Here is an 18,330-nt window from a genome sequence, read left to right as displayed (position 1 = left end):
AAGGCAATGTCTTTTACCAAAACTTAGGAATAATTCAGTCAGGAATTGATAAATTAGGGAGAAAGAAAAATTCCAAATCATGAAAAAACTAATCCTAATGGCAGGATTGATGATGACTGTATCACTTGCCTACCCAGCTGAAAAGCTTAAAGATTCCGAGAAGAAGGAAAAAGTGGAGTTGACGGAAGCCGAATTGGAAGAAATAGCCGCTATAGAGGCTAGAATTTCCGAAATCCGTGCGATGGATTTTTCTTCCCTTGACAAGGTTGAAAGAAAGGAGCTCAAAGAGGAATTAAAGGAAATGCAGCAAAGATATAGAGAAAGACATGGTGGGGGGATTTTTATTTCCACCGGGGCAATCATCATCATTCTTTTGCTGATTATTATCCTATAAGAATTCTATTCCCCTTCAATTTTTTTGTCCATCCGCTTCTGTTTCGAATTGAGGGAAGCCGGAAGTGGATTTATATTCAAAAAAACGAAGAGGTTTATTCATGGCTTTTGAGATACTGTTTGACCTGGAGAGCCCTAAGGAAGACAGGACAAAGAGGAACCAGCCAGAGGATTTCATTGAAAATTAAATGGAATCCTGTTCGCTTGTTCCATCCCAGTTCTGGAAGAAACCCCAGGCTAAACCAAATTGCCAAAATTATTTTTCCGGTAATTCCCGCCATGATGAGGTAGACCCAAGTGACCGGGTAAAAGGCGCTGATGAAAATAAGCAGTCCTACAACGAGTCCAAAGGAACCATAATATGAAGCGGGAAGATTATCCATCACACCGTTGTCAATTGCCAGCCAAGTCAAAAGGGCAGGGCCAAACCATTTGAAGAAGGCTGACCAAGCTATCGTATACATCCCTGCCAAAAGGAGGATGCCTCTGAAGTGCATGGGAAATACGGGAAAGGTGGGTTTTTGATCCATGGGTGGTTTGATTTTATTCTGCTTTATGAACACCTTAGGGCTTCATGTTTTTGCATAATACAAAACTAAGCTATGGAAAGAAAAAACAGATTAAGATATGCTGCTTTTATCGGACTGGGAGCTGCATCCTGCCTGATATTAGGCTTTACCTTTGGCAGGTTGGCTGGAGAAATCACCCCACAGTCCATTGAAGGTGCTTCGGATTTGATCGGCTTGTCCTTTACCCCTGCCGAAAAAGACAGCATGATCAATACGCTGAAGAATCAGCTCAATAATATCGAAAACTCCAGAAAAATAAAGCTGGATAACTCGGTGGCGCCAGCCTTAGTCTTCAATCCCCTGCCCACAGGATATTCCCCAAGCCAGGAGCAACACCCTATCATTTGGGGATTGGATGAGAAGATATCCTTGCCCGAAAAAGATTCCGATATCGCCTACATGCCCGTGCATCAATTGGCAGTCTTGATCAAAAACCGGCAAATCTCCAGTGAACGCCTGACCCGGATTTATTTGGATAGGATCAAGACATATTCCGACACTTTGCAATGTCTAATTACCTTGATGGAGGATTCTGCATTGGAAAAGGCACGGAGCATGGACGCGGAGTTGGCTTCTGGAAAATATAGGGGGCCTCTCCACGGAATCCCCTATGGAATCAAGGATTTGTTGGCGGTAAAAGAAACCAAGACCACCTGGGGGGCCATGCCTTATAAGGACCAGATGATTGATGAAACGGCAACAGTCGTCCAAAAGCTCAATGATGCGGGTGGAGTTCTGGTAGGTAAATTTACCTTGGGATCCCTTGCCATGGGGGATGTATGGTATGGAGGTGTGACCAAAAATCCATGGAATTTGGAGCAGGGATCCAGTGGTTCTTCTGCCGGATCAGCTTCAGCGGTGAGTGCCGGTTTGGTTCCTTTTGCAATTGGTACCGAGACGCTGGGCTCTATTGTCTCCCCATCAACCCGAAATGGTGTCACGGGCCTACGCCCTACCTATGGAAGAGTGAGCAAGCACGGGGCTATGGCCCTTAGCTGGTCAATGGACAAAATTGGCCCTATCTCGAGATCTGCCTTGGACAACGGAATCGTGCTTTCTGTCATCAACGGGGAAGATGCAAAAGACGCAAGTTCTATTCAGGCCAGTTTTAACTTTTCTGCGAAGAATGACCCAAAGAAACTAAAGGTTGGTTACTTCAAGCCATTTTTTGAAGGAGACAGACCCAATCTTGAAAATGACAAAAAAGTACTGGAATTACTGGAAAGTCAAGGGATAGAATTGCAGCCATTGGAATTGAAAACTTCCGTACAAGCGGGGCCAATTGTCATGATGTTGATGGTGGAGGGAGCCGCGGCATTTGATGAACTGACCAGACTAGGATGGGATGATCAGTTGGTGGCCCAGCATAGAAATGCCTGGCCGAACCTGTTCCGTGCAGCACGTTTTATACCTGCCGTAGAATACGTCAATCTCAGTAGACAAAGAAGTCTCCTGATCCAGGAAATGCATGAATTGATGAAGGATTATGATGTGATTGTGACCCCTTCTTTCGCAGGGCAGCAATTACAGATCACCAATTTGACAGGGCATCCTGCTCTCTGCCTACCAAATGGATTTAATGATAGTGGAAGTCCTACTTCAATAACTTTATTGGCAAATCTCTTTGATGAGGAAAAATTGGTAATGCTTGGGCAATTGATTCAGGACAATTCCGATTGGCAGACAAAAAGGCCACCCCTGTTCAATCGATAATGATTTATTCAAAAAAAGCTGCCCCAGAACTGACCTGGGGCAGCTTTTTAGTTTTTGATCACACCGCTTATTTTCATGTTGTTTGCTTTCAGAAACCAAATCTTTTGACTGGTTTCTATGGAGTAATGATCAATTCGGTCAGTTTGGCTGTTCATGTAAAGTTCCCCAATGGTGTATGAGGTATAAAACATGTTTTCCTCGGCCATTTTGAAAGTGATCCAAACAGGCCTGTCATTTATAATTCGGACTTTGATTTCCTTTACCTTGGTTTTTTCCTTAGGTTTTGATTGATGGATCAGAAAGTCCCGTACCACTTCTGTAGTATAAGAATTGACCAACGAAGGCTTGTTGATATCTGCCCGCAAAAATACGTCCAGTTCTTCCAATAATTCTGTCCTGCCTAGCGTGACAGTAGATTGGTTCTCCTCTTGATTGATCCGGGATAAAATAACTACTTGAGCCGTATCGAATTTGTCTACTTCCTGTTCAATAAATCCCTTCAGGTCATAGTAGGGCAATACTTCCATTTTCCCATTGGAATTTTCCGAAGGGGTACTGCAAGATGTCCAGACTACAAGGATACTGAAGAAAAGTAGGTGGTATGCTTTGATTTTCATTAGGCTAGCAAGATGTCCCCTGTCATTTCTGCTGGGATTTCCACACCCATCAATTTCAGGATAGTCGGTGCCAAGTCTCCCAGTTTTCCGTCTTTCACTTTGATCTGTTCCTGATTATCCACCATGATTAATGGAACCAAGTTGGTAGTATGGGCCGTATTTGGGCTTCCGTCTTCATTGATCATCAGGTCACTGTTGCCGTGGTCGGCGATCACCATTACGGTATATCCGTTTTCAAGGGCAGCTGCGGTCACTTTTTCTGCTGCTTTGTCTACCGCTTCACAGGCTTTTATGGCTGCATCAAAATCTCCTGTATGCCCAACCATATCTGCATTCGCAAAGTTGAGGCAGATGAAATCAGCGCTTTTCTTTTTCAGTTCAGGGGTAATTTTTGAGGCGATTTCAAAGGCACTCATTTCCGGTTTCAGATCGTAGGTAGCGACTTTTGGTGAAGGGCAAAGGATTCTGCTTTCGCCTTCGAATTCCTTTTCTCTTCCCCCAGAGAAAAAGAAAGTCACGTGTGGATACTTTTCAGTTTCGGCAATTCGGATCTGTTTTTTTCCAGCCTTTTCCAGGACCTCTCCTATGGTATTGTTGAGGTTGTCTTTTTCGAAAAGGACCTTCACATTCTGGAATGTATCATCGTAATTGGTAAAGGTGATGTATTCCAGATTCAGTTTTTTCATGTTGTAATCTTCAAAATCACGCTGTGTAAGCACTTGAGTGATTTCACGGCCTCGGTCTGTTCTGAAGTTGAAACAAATCACAAGATCTCCCTCCTCAATGGTAGCCAAAGGTTGATTGTCGGCGCCAACATGGATGATCGGTCTGATAAATTCATCGGTGACGTTGTTGGCATAGGACTTTTTGATAGCGGCTAGGATGTCCTTGGACTTTTCTCCCTCTCCATGGACCATGGCATCATAAGCCAATTTGACTCTTTCCCATCTGTTGTCCCGGTCCATGGCGTAATATCTTCCCACTACAGAGGCAATCTGCCCAACGGAGTTTTTCAGGTGGTTTTGAAGATCTTCCAAATAATGAATACCTCCTTTAGGGTCGGTGTCACGTCCATCGGTAAAGGCATGGATAAATACATTTTCCATGTCATTGAACTTGGCTGCGTCACAAAGTCCCTTTAGGTGGTTGATATGGGCGTGAACGCCCCCATCTGAAACCAAACCAATGAAATGGGCTTTTTTATTTTCTGCCTTTGCTTTGGCAAAAGCCTCTTTTAAAACAGGATGGTTATTGAGTTCTCCATTTTTGACGGCTTGGTTGATTTTTACCAAATCCTGATAGACTACTCTTCCTGCACCTATATTCATATGTCCTACTTCGGAATTGCCCATCTGACCTTCCGGCAATCCTACTGCCAAGCCTGACGCTTCCAGAGTTGCATGAGGGTATTTTACATATAGACTATCCACGAATGGAGTTTTTGCTTTGTCAATTGCTGAAACAGCGGGATCAGTTGAGAGGCCCCAACCATCCAAAATCATCAAAAGTACTTTCTTTTCCATGGCGTAAATATATTACTTTTCATTCCAAACTTTCCTGATTCTAATCATCATAGGTGCGGAATCCGGATTCGGGAATAAAACCCAAAATTGAGTTAAAAAGATTCTTTTTGGCGTAGTATTTGCCAAAAGAAGGCATTATGCTGCCTTATCATTTAATATTGTCTATCCTGCTTTGGCTGGCTATTCCGCTCAGAGAATCAAAGATCCCAATTTCAATAGATCCGGTAGTGTCTGCAATAGACGCTGGTTCGGTCAATGAGTTGGCCGGCTATTTTGATTCCAGCATTTTTCTGAATATCAACGGGCAGACGGGAGATTTTTCACGGAATCAGGCAGAGATTATCCTGAGGGATTTTTTCAAGAAAAATCCTCCTATGGGCTTCAGCTTGGTTTTTAGGGATGAAAATAATCCCAGTTTGAGTTCCTACATTGGGGATTATCAAAGTGGCCAATTTGCCTATCGGGTCTTTATCAAAGTAAATCAGCAGGACAATAGACCTAAAGTCTACAGCCTGGGCTTTGTCAAAGTCTGAGGTATTTTTTTTAAAAAGCCGCTAATCCCTTCTTTATCCCTATTTTTGCGGCATGAGACCTGCATACCTTACAGAAGAAGCCCTGGATACGTTTATCAAATCAGCTTTTGCGGAAGATATAGGTCCGGGAGATTATTCTTCTCTTGCCTCCATTCCTGAGGGAAAAACAGGAAAGGCCAGACTCCTAATCAAGGACGAGGGAATCCTAGCTGGGGTAGATATGGCGACTCTTGTTTTTAAGTCCTTCGACCCAACTCTGGAAGTGGAGGTGTTGATTGAAGACGGGGCTGAGGTAAAACACGGGGATATAGGTTTGATTGTCAGCGGGCCAGCAGCATCTATCCTTTCTTCTGAGCGTTTGGTGCTCAATTGTATGCAGAGAATGAGTGGCATTGCCACCCTTACCCATCGCCTTACCCAACAAATCCTTCATACCAAAGCAAGGCTGATGGATACTCGGAAGACTACCCCTAATTTCCGCCTAATGGAAAAATGGGCTGTACATCTGGGAGGGGGAGCCAATCACCGATTTGCTCTGTATGATATGATCATGTTGAAGGACAATCATGTGGATTTTGCAGGAGGAATCCGTGCAGCGATCGAACGGACCAAAGCCTATTTGGAAACCAACAATCTGAATCTAAAGATTGAGATTGAAACCCGAAATCTCAAAGAAGTTGAAGAAGTTATGGCAGTTGGCGGCGTGGATTTTATCATGTTGGACAATATGGACTATGAGACCATGCGAACTGCCGTCAATCTCATTGGTGACCGGTACCTAACCGAAGCTTCAGGAGGGATTACCGAGGAAACTTTGGTGGATGTAGCAGAGTGTGGAGTCGATTATATTTCCATGGGCGCCCTGACCCATTCGGTCAAAAGCATGGATATCAGCTTGAAGGCTTTCTAAATTCTATTTTTCTGGTTTTCCAAGTTTCAAAAACTCGAGGTTTCTGCGGAGTCCGGAGTACTTGGTTCTCTTTAGTGCGGATTTTTTAAAGACTTTTCGGAAGGTCTCTTCAGTCATTTCCTCCCAGTCTCGGTTGGTAAATTCAGCCAATTCCGGATGGGGTTGAAAGGCCTGCTCCCGGTTGGGTTTTGAAAAGCGGTTCCAGGGGCAGACGTCCTGGCAAATATCACATCCAAAAGCCCAATTCTCCATTTTCCCTGCAAATTCCGAAGGAATGGAATCTTTCAGCTCTATGGTTAAATAGGAAATACAGCGGCTTCCATCCACAACACCCGGTTGTACTATAGCCTCCGTAGGACAGGCATCGATACAGGCAGTGCAGGTACCACAGAAGTCTTTGGTTAAGGGAGCGTCAGGTTCTGCTTCCAAATCGATAATCAGCTCTGCCAAAAAGAAGAAGCTTCCCATTTTGCGGTTCAGTAGCAGGCTGTTTTTCCCTAGCCATCCAAGTCCGGCTTTTTGAGCCCATTGCCGCTCCATCACAGGGGCTGAGTCTACAAAGGCACGACCATCAATTTCGCCTATCTCCTCTCGCAGCATTTCCAAAAAGGTTTTGAGCTTTTCCTTGATCACAAAATGATAATCCTCTCCATAGGCATATTTGGCCAATTTGATGGAGTTGGGGTCTTCGGGAAGCTTTTTTTCGGGGTAATAATTATAAATCAGGGAAACGACCGTCTTTGCTCCGGGAACGAGGAGGGTAGGATCCAGTCGCTTGTCAAAATGATTGGCGAGATAGCCCATCTCACCTTGGTAGTTCCGATGGAGCCAGTTTTCCAATCGGGGAGCTTCGTCTTCCAAAAATTCCGCCTTGGCAATTCCACAGAAGTCAAAGCCCAAACGCTGAGCGATAGCTTTGAGGGTTTGGGCATGTTTTTCGGCGGAATTCATGAAGTAAAGATAAGAGACTAAACTTCCTGAAAAATTAATCTCTGGATTGGAATTCTCTGTCAGGATTAAAAAAAATAGCCGTTCAATGTTGATCGAACGGCTATACCTTTTAAAAATCCAGGGAATTAAAATTCTACATTTTAATCAGCCTTTTGGTCATGACTAGGTAGCCGACCTTGACCTGAACATAGAAGATTCCCGGTGCTAATCCCTCCAAATTGATCCTTTGCTCAAAAGTCTCTTCATGTACAACGGTCTCATTGAAAATCACCTTGCCTGATGCATCAAAAAGCAAAATGCTTACTGATGAACTTCCTTCAAGTTGGACCACTACATTCGTTTCATTTTTCGCTGGATTAGGGTATACCAAAAAGTCGTTTGGTAAGATTTCTCGATAGAGATTTATGTTTTTACTGATAGTTTGACCGGCTCTATCCATACTGGAAATGTTGATTTCCATATGAACTGGAGGTATACCTGATCCAATCCAAAGGAGTTTGTTTCCCTGAATAGCAAAGTTTGGATTCGAATCGATACTATACGTATGGATATTGTCAACTGGATCGATCGTTCTCAATTCTGCTACCACATCACCATGTTGCAATTGATTTGAAACAGATGTCTTGCTTAGTTCTATTGCTATTGGTGCGTCCTTTTCCAAGACTTGAACTTGAACTTTCACCGGTTCATCCAAAATGAATCCTTCAGATCCATCAAGATCCACCTCAAATTCATAAACTCCGGATTTGATAGGGTCGAAACCTGCTGATGAGATGTTGAGTTTCAGTTTTTTCTGAGCAAACCAAGTCAATGCCTGTTCATTGATTTTTTCCTCAATCTTCTGAATTGAAAAATTCCAAGGAACGACTATCAACTCTGGTTCTTTTTCCACTCTGTAGGTGACACTGCAACTTCCCAAGAATGAACCAGGACTGTTTGCCAGTAATGCATCCACAGCATTTGCATTCACACAGATGGTTTTTCGTTTGTTCCAATCGCCTCCGATAATGTGACAAACCTGAACTTTGTTATCACCTCCTTTATCACAGGATGCTTCTACAGAAACAATTTTGATCTGATCCTCAGCGACACAGCCAGAATCACTGGTCACCACTACTTTGTAAACCCCTACAAAGTCACCAGAAGAAATCACTTCTAAGGTTGAGTTGTTTTCTCCATCAATTAATTCAAAGTCACCGGATTCATTCAAATCAACATACCATTTGAAAGAAAGACCAGTATAAGTACCAGGTATGTTTCCGGCGGTCAAAGTTGTTTGACTTGGCAGTCCCAAAGAAGCAGGAGCATTTGAGAAAATCACCACATTGTCATTGGCATTCTTTGAAACAGTAGATTCAATCACCGTATTCAAAGGATTAAGAGGTTCAAGGATGGTGATAATTACAGATGAAGGTTCACTTGTATTTCCTTCCGAGTCTGTTGCTTTAACTTCAATAGTAACTTCACCCAAATCTGTACAATTGAATTCAGTCTGTGAAATTTCAAATACCAAGTATTCAAAGGAGGAACAATTGTCACTGGTACCATTATCAATATCATCCATTGAAATGCTGGCATTACCTGTATCATCGAGGCGTACTCCTATTGGTTTAAGTGACAACACAGGAGGAGTTACATCCTTGATGATTACTTTTTGATATTGAGTAGAAACGTTTCCGTTTCCATCATCGAAGGACCATGTGACAGTAAATTCACCTTGCTTACTAAAGATCATTGAATCGGCATATCCCTCTATTCGACCCTCACAGTTATCAGTAGCAGTTGGTTTGGTTGTGATTTCTACAGAACATTCCCCGGTCAAATCAGGTAGCGTTTCCAGATCAGGTACAGGAGCGGTAGTATCCTTGATAATTACTTTTTGTTCTTGAGTGGTTTGGTTGCCATTTCCATCATAGAATACCCAAGTAATCGTGCGTTCTCCCTGTTCAGTGTAGTAAAGGTCATCAGTAGTTTCACCAATGATTATTCCTTCGCAAGCATCTGTCGCTGTTGGAAAATCGTGTACCTGCACCTCGCACTCTCCTTCCAGATCAGGAAGAGATTGCGAATCTGGAACAGGTGCGGAGTTATCCTTGATGATTACTTTTTGTTCTTGAGTGGTTTGGTTGCCATTTCCATCATCGAACACCCAAGTAATTGAGTATTCTCCTTGCTCAGCATAGAAAAGAGGATCTGTAGTTTCACCAATGATTATTCCTTCGCAAGCATCTGTAGCTGTTGGAATATTGCCTACCTGTACCGAGCATTCTCCTTCCAAATCAGGAAGAGTTTGTATATGTGGAACAGGCTTACTGGTATCATTAATTATTACTTTTTGTTCTTGAGTGGTTTGGTTTCCTCTTCCATCTGAATAAGTCCAAATCAAGGTATAGATCCCCTGTTTAGTAAATTCAGTCTGTCCAGATGTTAAAACTCCATTGACAACACCGCAATCAAATGCTCTGGGAGGATTTCCGGAAAGTGTAAAGCTGCATTCTGCTTCCAAATCAGGAAGTCTTTCATATTCTGGAAATGGGGCAGTGGTATCTTTTATAATGATAACCAACTTCAATTGGGTATTTGGGACTCCTCTGCCATAATATCTATTTCGTAAGCTAAACGTTCTATGGACCTCTAAATATCCATTAGAATTGGGCACCAGTTCATCTTTATATCCTGCAGACGTTAAACATCCGTCAACCCCTTCGATAGTACCTACCAATTCCTCAAAATCAGAAATGCTAATGGGTTTCGGAACATATTCCGTGTAATAGCCCAATCCAGTAACCAACTCCAAATAGCCCAAGCTACAGCCTTCTATAGTCCAAGTGGCCTGACCGTCTATTAGTTGGATCTCAGGGTTATTGTAATTGATGCTTTCAATCGGGGGACAGCATTGGGTGGTAATAGAGCTTGTGCTGTCATCGCAATCGAGGCCCAATATTTCTTCCTCCGAAATGAATCCTGGAGGCCTTGTGCATCCGAATATGGGATTACTTTCTAGAATGTAACCGTCCCCATCTTTATCCTCCCAATAGTATTGCCCTTGCTCCTGAGTAAAAGTTGCAGTTACATCGCAATTGTAAACAAAAATCAAGGTCCCCGTCCATGGGACAATTTCCAATTTAAATTCCCCAAAAGTCCTAGTCATCGTCGGGGTTTGGGTTTCGCCATCTATCGTTATTTCCAAAAGAACATTTTCTGGATCCGAGGGGATTTCGGTAACTTTTACTTTACTCGGAAACCCATTTGAAGGGATTACGGAAAGATCGTATGATGACCCGTCTATCCCGTTTAGGCTTAAATCAAGAGTATCAACTTTGGCAGTTAATGAAGGATCATTTAGTAATTTGGTCAATGCATCCATCAAATCTCCGGCATTGGGTGTTGCAAAAGCAGCTTGTGCATGAACATTTTTTCCGTGCAAAAGAAAAAATGGTATCAAGAAAAGTAAGTAAAATTTTCTCATAGATATGGGCTTTAGTTGAACCCTAAATTTGAGAATTGAAGGAATTACATGATCAGTTTGGGACTGGACAAAAAGTGGACAATCTTGTCATTCCTTTTTCAAAACAACCTTCCTGATGCACAGAAAAGGGATTTTAAAAATTTGATATAAACTCTTCTAGATTGGTGTCAGAAGAAAGCTCCATTCTTTGACGGAGTCTTTGTCGGGTTTTGTGAGCGCTGTCTACTGAGACCCCAAGGATATCTGCCATTTCTTTGGCGGAAAATTGTAATCGAATGAGAGCGGATATGCGCATCTCTGCAGGAGTGATTGTTGGGAATTTTTCCTTGATGGAAGTAAAAAATCCTGGATATACTTTTTCAAACAACAATTTGAATTCGCTCCAGTCTTTATCAGTTAGAATCCGGGATGAATTTAGTTTTGCCAAGTATTCAGAGTGTAACTCCGCCTCGTTTTTAGAATCCAATTCATTTTCCAACTCTTCCAAAAGCTTAGCCTTTTCTAAAAGCTGATTGGTGAAGCTTTTGAGTTGATTTTTTACGGTTTTGATTTCCGATTCTTTAGCTTCTTTTTCTAAAGTTGTAATCTTATTCTTGTATTGGAGCCTCTTTTTTTGCCAATTGAAGTAGGTGAAACCAATTGCAGAAAAAACTAAGATGGCTACAATAATGGCATTTCGCCTTTGCTCGGCTTTATATTTTTCAACCTTTAATAAACCTAGGTTGTAGGTCTTCTCCGCATGATCAATTCGCGTCTGGACGACAGACAAATCAGCCAATGATGCCAAATGCGCAAGTGAGTCATGAAGAGATAGATACTTTCTAAAGTAAAAAGAGGAGCTATCCGAAAGGCCCAGTTTTTCAAATGCTACTAATTTGGTGAAATAGGAGTCTTCCAGAAAATACTCAGTTTGCAGTCTTCTGTCCGAAAAATTTTTTAAAATGAATTCCGCCTCATCCAAGCTACTTAAGGCACTGTCTAGATTATTCTCCTGAAGCTGGATTTTTGCCAACCAAACCAAAGATTTTGCAGCTATTTCAGAAACTTCATCGATGCCATTTTTATACACAGACCTAAAAGATTCCTTAGCCGCAGGTATGTTTTTTTCTTTAAATTGGATTTCTCCTATGTTTTGGAGATTAATATATTTCCACAGTCGGTGGCCATTTAGATCGCAGATGCTGTCTACCAGATTATAATAGGATTTTGCAGAGTCCAATTGATTCAGCCGCTCAAAACTCTGCCCAATGGTATTGAAAATAATGTGATCCTTTGATTCTTTACTCTCTGTGCCTGTGAGACCCTTTTTGGCATAGAAGATCGCTTCTTCATAATTTCTAGCCTCGAAAAGCAACCCTCCCAGCATAAGATAATCAAAGGGTTGAATGAGTTTTGGTTTTATTTTTTCTACTAATTGCACACCTCCCAAGGCATAAGGTGCAGCAAAGTCGTACCGCTGAAAATGGACCATTATAAAGGCAAAATTCCGGTAAGTTTGTCCTATAAGTAATTCGTCTTGGGATTCATAAGCAGCCAATAACATATCGTTTAATAGGCCTAAAATCGTATTGAAATCCAAATGGGGATTTTTCGCCAACATAAATTGGACTTTGAAAAAAAGGAATTTTGCTAAAGCATTAGGGTATTCGGAACGGATTTGCTTTTCAGTTTCTAATAAAAAACGGTTCACTTCTAGGGAATCGAGACTAGATAAATTGCGGAATAAGGATTCATCTGTAAAATTTTGTTCTGATGTCAGCTCCTGAAATTTTTCTGCCCAATCATCATAAAGTATTGCTGTTGATTGGGCTCTTACAATACTTGATTGAAAACCTATCCATAAAACAATGACAAAAAAAGCTTTCAATAGAAATTTCAGACGCATCGAAAAATTGAGGCTTATTGATTTTAATGGATTCCAGTTGAGTTAAATATATACTTTTCCTGGAAATTTTAGATCAAACTCATTTCAATGTATATGGGAATAATCAATGGTTTTGATACCACTTTTTATCAAAGCTGTCCTTGATTTCTACAGGGGCCTTCAGCACAGCCCAGACCATCCAAAAAATCAGTACAGGCCCCGAAATAAAAATAAGCCATATCAAAACTAGGGCTACTTCCAACTGAATCAGCGTGACGAAAACAATCAAAACCCCCGTCACAATTCCCACTGCTAGGTGATAGTTCTTCATCTTTTTTCTGAAATTGTCCTATCTATTAAACTCCAAAGCCCCTTCTCTTGTTGTTTCCCATATGAAAGGATTCCGATTTTCCCAGTATATACCAACTCAGGACCCTGAGAAAAACACCTTTGAGAACCTGCTCAATATATTTTTGCAGTTGGTAACCATGTCCGGTGGGGATGTTGCCGAGGCATTGAGTTGGTTAAGCAATCTGGATAAACGATATAATCTCACTAACCCCAATTATGGAATTGGCGATTTCATTGAGGACCTGAAAACCAAAGGTTATCTGACTGAGGAAAACCAAAAAGGAGAATTCAAAATCACCGGAAAAGCCGAGCAAAGCATCCGAAAGAGCGCCTTGGAAGAGATTTTCGGAAAACTGAAGCGGGGAAAATCAGGTCAGCATAAGACCACCCATTCAGGTCAGGGAGAAGAGCGGGGCACCGACCGTCGGGCCTATGAATTTGGCGATAACCTGGATCAGATTGCCCTGACAGACTCACTTCGAAATGCCCAAATCAATCATGGTTTTTCGGGCGATTACCTCCTGACGGAAAATGATCTGGAAATCCACGAAAAGGAATTCCGTTCCCAGACTTCCACGGTGTTGATGATCGATATTTCCCACTCCATGATTTTGTATGGAGAGGATCGAATCACTCCAGCCAAAAAGGTTGCCATGGCCTTGGCCGAACTGATCAAAACGAGATATCCTAAAGATACCTTGGACATAATCGTTTTTGGAAATGATGCCTGGCAAATCGAAATCAAGGATTTGCCTTATCTCCAAGTTGGACCCTATCATACCAATACGGTAGCAGGATTGGAATTGGCCATGGACCTCCTGCGCAGAAGGAAAAATCCAAACAAGCAGATATTTATGATCACTGATGGAAAGCCTACCTGTCTGAAAGTTGGGATCAAATACTATAAAAATGCCTTTGGCATAGACAGCAAAATTCTGAGTGAAACCCTCAAATTGGCCGCTCAATGCCGAAAACTGAAAATCCCGGTAACCACCTTTATGATTGCTTCTGACCCCTATCTGAAGGAATTTGTCAAGGAGTTTACCAAAGTCAACAACGGCAATGCTTACTATAGTAGCCTGAAAGGACTTGGGGACCTGATTTTCGAAGATTACAGAAGAAACCGTACGAAACGCTTTTGAGCATGGATTATAAAAAACTTACCGCACACGAATTGCTCCAAATAAAAAACCTGGGACAGCTCAAAGCTGCCGGATACCTTCCCAAATCCATCAAGGAGGAGCTTAGGGATAATTTGATTGAGAAAATCAAGGCAAAGGAAAATGTCTTTGCCGGAATATGGGGATATGAGGACACCGTGATACCGGACATCGAACGGGCTATTTTGTCTCGTCACAACATCAATTTGTTGGGACTTCGTGGACAGGCTAAGACCAGAATTGCCCGAATGATGACTTTGTTGCTGGACGAGTATGTTCCCGTAGTAGAAGGCTCTGAACTCAATGATGATCCACTTCATCCTTTGAGTTCCTATGCGAAAGAATTGATAGAGTCCAAAGGTGATCAGACCCCGATTTCTTGGTGGCACAGAGAGGATCGCTATACCGAAAAACTGGCTACACCAGATGTTTCGGTTGCGGATCTGATCGGCGATGTGGATCCCATTAAAGCAGCTACTTTGAAGCTAAGCTATAATGACGAGCGGGTGATACATTACGGATTGGTACCCCGCTCCCACCGTTCCATCTTTGTGATAAACGAGTTGCCGGATCTGCAGGCCCGAATCCAGGTGGCCCTGTTCAATATATTGCAGGAAGGAGATATTCAGATCCGTGGATTTAAGCTGAGATTGCCTTTGGACATTCAGTTTGTCTTTACTGCCAACCCGGAGGATTATACCAACCGGGGAAGTATCGTAACCCCGCTGAAGGACCGGATCGAAAGCCAGATTATTACCCACTATCCCAAATCCATTGAGATCGGAAAAAGGATTACCGCTCAAGAGGCAAATTTGGACGGGAAGCCCGTACAGCAAATCCATGTACCTGAGCTGATGAAGGATCTGATCGAGCAGATCGCGATAGAGGCCAGAAATTCTGAATATGTGGACGAAAAAAGCGGGGTTTCTGCCCGATTGACCATCTCTGCCTATGAGAATTTGATTTCAGCAGCGGAAAGACGTTTGTACCTGAACGGGGAAAACAATACCGTAGTCCGGGTTGCGGATCTCATTGGCGTGATCCCGGCCATTACCGGAAAAGTGGAATTGGTCTATGAGGGAGAGCAGGAAGGTGCAGGTTTGGTGGCTTACAATCTGATCGGTAAAGCTATTCGAACTCAGTTTGCCAATTATTTTCCATCTCCGGAGCAAAAGAAAAAAGACCGGGAAGGAAACCCCTACGTGATTCCGTTGGCCTGGTTTGGGGAGGGAAATGTCCTGGACATTTTAGCCTCCCAATCCGATAAGGAATACAAGACCTTGCTGCATTCTGTACCGGGATTGGAAGATGTAGTGACCCAGATGGTCAAGAATCTTCCTGAAAAGGAGAAGGAATTTTTCATGGAATTCGCGCTGCATGGTTTGGCCGAATATTCCCAATTGAGTAAAAAAATGCTCGATACAGGTCTGCAGTTCAAGGATTTGTTCAGCTCTATGTTTGATATGGGAGCCGGAGAAGAGGACGATTTTGAGGAGGATGATTTGTAAAGAAATTCTCTTGATATTTTAAGTAGGGGCTTTTTTGAAGCCCCTTTTTTTGTTTTGAAGCCTTGGAAACAAACTTTTCCACTGTACCTTTGCTCTCAGATCATAAGGGGTGCCTTAATACAACGGGCTGAGATCATACCCATACGACCTGATCCGGGTAATGCCGGCGAAGGCAAATGAGAAAGCGTAAAAGAGTATTTGAATTCGGAGTGCCGGACTTGGTACCATTCGGTTTTTCCTGTTCCATTTCATTGCGCGACACGGGTAAACAATCACGGAAAGCTTCCCCTAAGTTTTCTAATGTTTCACTCAATCACCCGAAAGGGTAAAAACAAATGAAAAACGTATTACTTGGTCTGGCCTTTTGGCTGGCCGCATTTTCAGCTATGGCTCAGGAATCATTGAGCGGGAAAGTTCTGGATGCCCAAAGCGGGGAGCCACTTACAGGAGCTTCCGTTTGGACTGAAAAACTGGGAAGAGGTGCCGTTACTGATTCCAAAGGAAATTTTACATTGAGCAAATTACCCCAAGGGGAAATTGAGCTGAGGGTTTCTTATCTAGGATATGAGACCTATAGACAAACTTTGACTCTTCCTTTTTCTGGGGAGCTCGAAATCAGGCTGACTAGTCAGGATTTTATGACAGAGGAATTTATCGTTTCCTCCACAAGGGCCTCTGAAACAACTCCAACCACTTTCCAAACTATTGGCAAGAGAGACATCGCAAAGCGAAATCTGGGTCAGGATATTCCAATCCTGCTCAATTTTACGCCTTCTGTGGTGACTCACTCCGATGCTGGTGCAGGGGTAGGTTATACCGGGCTAAGAATCCGTGGCACAGACCAAACCCGAATCAACGTAACAGTAAACGGAATCCCGCTTAATGACGCAGAATCACACGGGGTTTTTTGGGTGAATATGCCGGATTTTGCCTCCTCTGTAGACAATGTGCAGATCCAGAGAGGAGTGGGTACCTCCACCAACGGTGCGGCTACTTTTGGGGCCAGCTTGAACTTCCAGACCGACACCCGTAGAGATGAGGCTTATGCAGAAGTGGACAACAGTGTGGGTTCATTCAACACGTGGAAGCACACTGTAAAGGCTGGGACCGGATTGCTCAACAACCATTTTGCCGTGGATGCCAGACTTTCCAAAATTACTTCTGACGGATATGTGGACAGAGCCTTTTCGGATTTGGGAAGTTATTTTGTTTCCGGTGGATATTATGGTGAAAAGCATGTGGTGAAGGTCAATGTTTTCTCCGGAAAAGAGCAAACCTACCAGTCTTGGTGGGGTCTTCCGGAGTATTTGTTGGAGACTGACAGAACCTCCAATTACTACACCTACGATAACGAAACGGACAATTATCAGCAGGATCATTACCAGTTGATCTATACCGGAAAGTACGGCTCCAACTGGAAGACCAATCTGGCCCTGCATTATACATATGGAAGAGGATATTATGAGCAGTTTCGGGCTGATGACAAGTTTTCCAGGTACGGATTACCAGACGTGCAGATCGGAGAGGAGTTGATTTCCCGCACAGACATCATCCGCAGAAGATGGCTGGACAATGATTTCTTTGGGTTCGTGGGCTCTGTCAATTACGTTTCCACAGATGGTAAACTGGACTTGGTTCTGGGTGGAGGAGCCAACCGATATGATGGAGGGCATTTTGGAGAAATCATCTGGGCACGAATTGCCGGAGATCTCAATATCCGAGATCGCTACTATGATAACAATGCCATCAAGGATGATAGGAATATTTATGCAAAAGCAACCTATGAGGTAAGTACAGGCCTGAATCTATTTGGTGATTTACAGGTAAGAGGGATTAATTACTCTTTTGAAGGCGTCAATGATGATCAAAGAATTGTAGATGGTGGAGAAAATTATACCTTCTTCAATCCCAAGTTTGGTCTGAGCTATGAAAATCTAGGAAAGACCTGGTATGCTAGTTATGCCGTAGCAAACCGTGAACCCACCAGATCAGATTTTACCGATAACCCGATCACCGAAGTGCCAAGACCGGAACGCTTGAACAATATTGAAGCTGGTGTCAGAGCCAAGGCAGGAAATTTCTCCTACAATGCCAACCTTTACTACATGGACTACAAAGATCAGTTGATCCTTACCGGACAGATCAATGATGTCGGAGCCTATATCCGCGAAAACGTGGCCTCTTCCTACCGGGCAGGACTTGAGTTGGACGGAGCTTACCAAGTATCCAAAGCTTGGACCTTGGGAGCTAATATTGCCCTGAGCCAAAACAAGATCAAGGAGTTTACCGAATATGTGGATGACTATAGTGTGGAGGATTTCCGTCAGGAAAGCTTCAGCTACACCGATACAGATATCGCATTTTCACCAAACGTGGTAAGTTCAGCCATGATAGAATTTAAACCGGTGAAAAACCTTTCGCTAAACTGGTTGAGCAAATACGTGGGCAGACAGTTTTTGGACAATTCCTCCAATGAATCAAGATCTTTGGATGCATTCTTTACCAATGACCTTCGGATCAGTTATGTGGCACAGCCTCGTTTCTTCAAGGGATTGGAAGTGAATCTCCTGATCAATAATATCTTCAATGAGATGTATGAGCCGAATGGCTACACCTTTAGCTATTTCGTGCCGGGAGATTCAGGAAGAGAATTGATTACAGAAAATTACTATTACCCAATGGCAGGAACCAACTTCCTGTTGGGAGTGAGTATGAAGTTCTAAAAGTTTGTTTTTAGGTATTTAAAAAGTCCTGCCTCTCATGAGAAGC

At 42.8% G+C, this 18,330-nt stretch carries 14 protein-coding genes and 1 riboswitch; of the genes, 7 read left to right on the top strand and 7 right to left on the bottom strand.

Features of this window, described 5'->3' with window-relative positions; genetic code table 11:
• The first annotated feature begins 79 nt into the window (after positions 1-79).
• A complete protein-coding gene (locus P2G54_RS00630) occupies positions 80-394 on the top strand; it encodes a hypothetical protein (RefSeq protein WP_275867167.1) in 315 nt (104 codons plus the stop codon).
• Positions 395-488: 94 nt separating this feature from the next.
• Here P2G54_RS00630 and P2G54_RS00625 read toward each other — a convergent pair whose 3' ends face one another.
• On the bottom strand, positions 489-923 hold the full coding sequence (locus tag P2G54_RS00625; RefSeq protein ID WP_275867166.1) for a hypothetical protein: 435 nt from the start codon (positions 921-923) through the stop codon (positions 489-491).
• A gap of 72 nt (positions 924-995) precedes the next feature.
• Here P2G54_RS00625 and P2G54_RS00620 point away from each other — a divergent pair, with 72 nt between their 5' ends.
• Positions 996-2,675: an amidase gene (locus P2G54_RS00620; protein ID WP_275867164.1), complete on the top strand. Its 1,680-nt coding sequence runs from the start codon at positions 996-998 to the stop codon at positions 2,673-2,675.
• Positions 2,676-2,722: 47 nt separating this feature from the next.
• On the opposite strand, the gene P2G54_RS00615 is transcribed toward P2G54_RS00620, so the two are convergent.
• Complete coding sequence (locus P2G54_RS00615) at positions 2,723-3,292, bottom strand: hypothetical protein (protein WP_275867163.1); 570 nt, start codon at positions 3,290-3,292, stop codon at positions 2,723-2,725.
• Complete coding sequence (gene gpmI, locus P2G54_RS00610; protein ID WP_275867161.1) at positions 3,292-4,815, bottom strand: 2,3-bisphosphoglycerate-independent phosphoglycerate mutase; 1,524 nt, start codon at positions 4,813-4,815, stop codon at positions 3,292-3,294. The genes P2G54_RS00615 and gpmI overlap by 1 nt, the downstream gene beginning before the upstream one ends.
• A 137-nt stretch (positions 4,816-4,952) precedes the next feature.
• On the opposite strand from gpmI, the gene P2G54_RS00605 reads away from it, so the two are divergent.
• Both P2G54_RS00605 and nadC read left to right on the top strand, forming a co-directional pair.
• Positions 4,953-5,348, top strand: a complete 396-nt coding sequence (locus P2G54_RS00605) for a DUF4783 domain-containing protein (RefSeq protein WP_275867160.1) — start codon at positions 4,953-4,955, stop codon at positions 5,346-5,348.
• A gap of 52 nt (positions 5,349-5,400) precedes the next feature.
• On the top strand, positions 5,401-6,258 hold the full coding sequence (nadC, locus tag P2G54_RS00600; RefSeq protein ID WP_275867158.1) for a carboxylating nicotinate-nucleotide diphosphorylase: 858 nt from the start codon (positions 5,401-5,403) through the stop codon (positions 6,256-6,258).
• A 3-nt stretch (positions 6,259-6,261) separates the two neighbouring features.
• Here nadC and queG read toward each other — a convergent pair whose 3' ends face one another.
• The 4 genes from queG to P2G54_RS00580 form a co-directional block, all read right to left on the bottom strand.
• Positions 6,262-7,209, bottom strand: coding sequence for a tRNA epoxyqueuosine(34) reductase QueG (queG, locus tag P2G54_RS00595; protein ID WP_275867157.1), 948 nt, complete (start codon positions 7,207-7,209; stop codon positions 6,262-6,264).
• A 133-nt stretch (positions 7,210-7,342) separates the two neighbouring features.
• The gene (locus P2G54_RS00590; RefSeq protein WP_275867155.1) at positions 7,343-10,678 is read right to left on the bottom strand and encodes a T9SS type A sorting domain-containing protein; all 3,336 of its coding nucleotides are present in this window, start codon (positions 10,676-10,678) and stop codon (positions 7,343-7,345) included.
• 133 nt (positions 10,679-10,811) lie between these two features.
• Positions 10,812-12,278: a hypothetical protein gene (locus tag P2G54_RS00585; RefSeq protein WP_275867153.1), complete on the bottom strand. Its 1,467-nt coding sequence runs from the start codon at positions 12,276-12,278 to the stop codon at positions 10,812-10,814.
• 388 nt (positions 12,279-12,666) lie between these two features.
• On the bottom strand, positions 12,667-12,873 hold the full coding sequence (locus P2G54_RS00580; protein WP_275867151.1) for a hypothetical protein: 207 nt from the start codon (positions 12,871-12,873) through the stop codon (positions 12,667-12,669).
• A 61-nt stretch (positions 12,874-12,934) separates the two neighbouring features.
• Between P2G54_RS00580 and P2G54_RS00575 the strand changes: the two genes are divergently transcribed.
• The 3 genes from P2G54_RS00575 (at position 12,935) to P2G54_RS00565 (ending at position 18,284) form a co-directional block, all read left to right on the top strand.
• Positions 12,935-14,035, top strand: a complete 1,101-nt coding sequence (locus P2G54_RS00575; RefSeq protein WP_275868423.1) for a VWA domain-containing protein — start codon at positions 12,935-12,937, stop codon at positions 14,033-14,035.
• 2 nt (positions 14,036-14,037) lie between these two features.
• Positions 14,038-15,561: a magnesium chelatase gene (locus tag P2G54_RS00570; protein ID WP_275867150.1), complete on the top strand. Its 1,524-nt coding sequence runs from the start codon at positions 14,038-14,040 to the stop codon at positions 15,559-15,561.
• 95 nt (positions 15,562-15,656) lie between these two features.
• A riboswitch (TPP riboswitch) is annotated at positions 15,657-15,753 on the top strand.
• A gap of 143 nt (positions 15,754-15,896) precedes the next feature.
• Positions 15,897-18,284: a TonB-dependent receptor gene (locus tag P2G54_RS00565; protein WP_275867149.1), complete on the top strand. Its 2,388-nt coding sequence runs from the start codon at positions 15,897-15,899 to the stop codon at positions 18,282-18,284.
• Positions 18,285-18,330: the final 46 nt, after the last annotated feature.

Source organism: Algoriphagus sp. CAU 1675 (assembly GCF_029222925.1).
GTDB lineage: Bacteria > Bacteroidota > Bacteroidia > Cytophagales > Cyclobacteriaceae > Algoriphagus.
This window is presented reverse-complemented; position numbering and strand designations above follow the sequence as displayed.

Excerpts from the sequence above, each read along its gene's own strand:
- P2G54_RS00630 (WP_275867167.1), top strand. The coding sequence starts at position 80 with ATGAAAAAACTAATCCTAATGGCAGGATTGATGATGACTGTATCACTT.
- P2G54_RS00625 (WP_275867166.1), bottom strand. The coding sequence starts at position 923 with ATGGATCAAAAACCCACCTTTCCCGTATTTCCCATGCACTTCAGAGGC.
- P2G54_RS00620 (WP_275867164.1), top strand. The coding sequence starts at position 996 with ATGGAAAGAAAAAACAGATTAAGATATGCTGCTTTTATCGGACTGGGA.
- P2G54_RS00615 (WP_275867163.1), bottom strand. The coding sequence starts at position 3,292 with ATGAAAATCAAAGCATACCACCTACTTTTCTTCAGTATCCTTGTAGTC.
- gpmI (WP_275867161.1), bottom strand. The coding sequence starts at position 4,815 with ATGGAAAAGAAAGTACTTTTGATGATTTTGGATGGTTGGGGCCTCTCA.
- P2G54_RS00605 (WP_275867160.1), top strand. The coding sequence starts at position 4,953 with ATGCTGCCTTATCATTTAATATTGTCTATCCTGCTTTGGCTGGCTATT.
- nadC (WP_275867158.1), top strand. The coding sequence starts at position 5,401 with ATGAGACCTGCATACCTTACAGAAGAAGCCCTGGATACGTTTATCAAA.
- queG (WP_275867157.1), bottom strand. The coding sequence starts at position 7,209 with ATGAATTCCGCCGAAAAACATGCCCAAACCCTCAAAGCTATCGCTCAG.
- P2G54_RS00590 (WP_275867155.1), bottom strand. The coding sequence starts at position 10,678 with ATGAGAAAATTTTACTTACTTTTCTTGATACCATTTTTTCTTTTGCAC.
- P2G54_RS00585 (WP_275867153.1), bottom strand. The coding sequence starts at position 12,278 with ATGTTGGCGAAAAATCCCCATTTGGATTTCAATACGATTTTAGGCCTA.
- P2G54_RS00580 (WP_275867151.1), bottom strand. The coding sequence starts at position 12,873 with ATGAAGAACTATCACCTAGCAGTGGGAATTGTGACGGGGGTTTTGATT.
- P2G54_RS00575 (WP_275868423.1), top strand. The coding sequence starts at position 12,935 with ATGAAAGGATTCCGATTTTCCCAGTATATACCAACTCAGGACCCTGAG.
- P2G54_RS00570 (WP_275867150.1), top strand. The coding sequence starts at position 14,038 with ATGGATTATAAAAAACTTACCGCACACGAATTGCTCCAAATAAAAAAC.
- P2G54_RS00565 (WP_275867149.1), top strand. The coding sequence starts at position 15,897 with ATGAAAAACGTATTACTTGGTCTGGCCTTTTGGCTGGCCGCATTTTCA.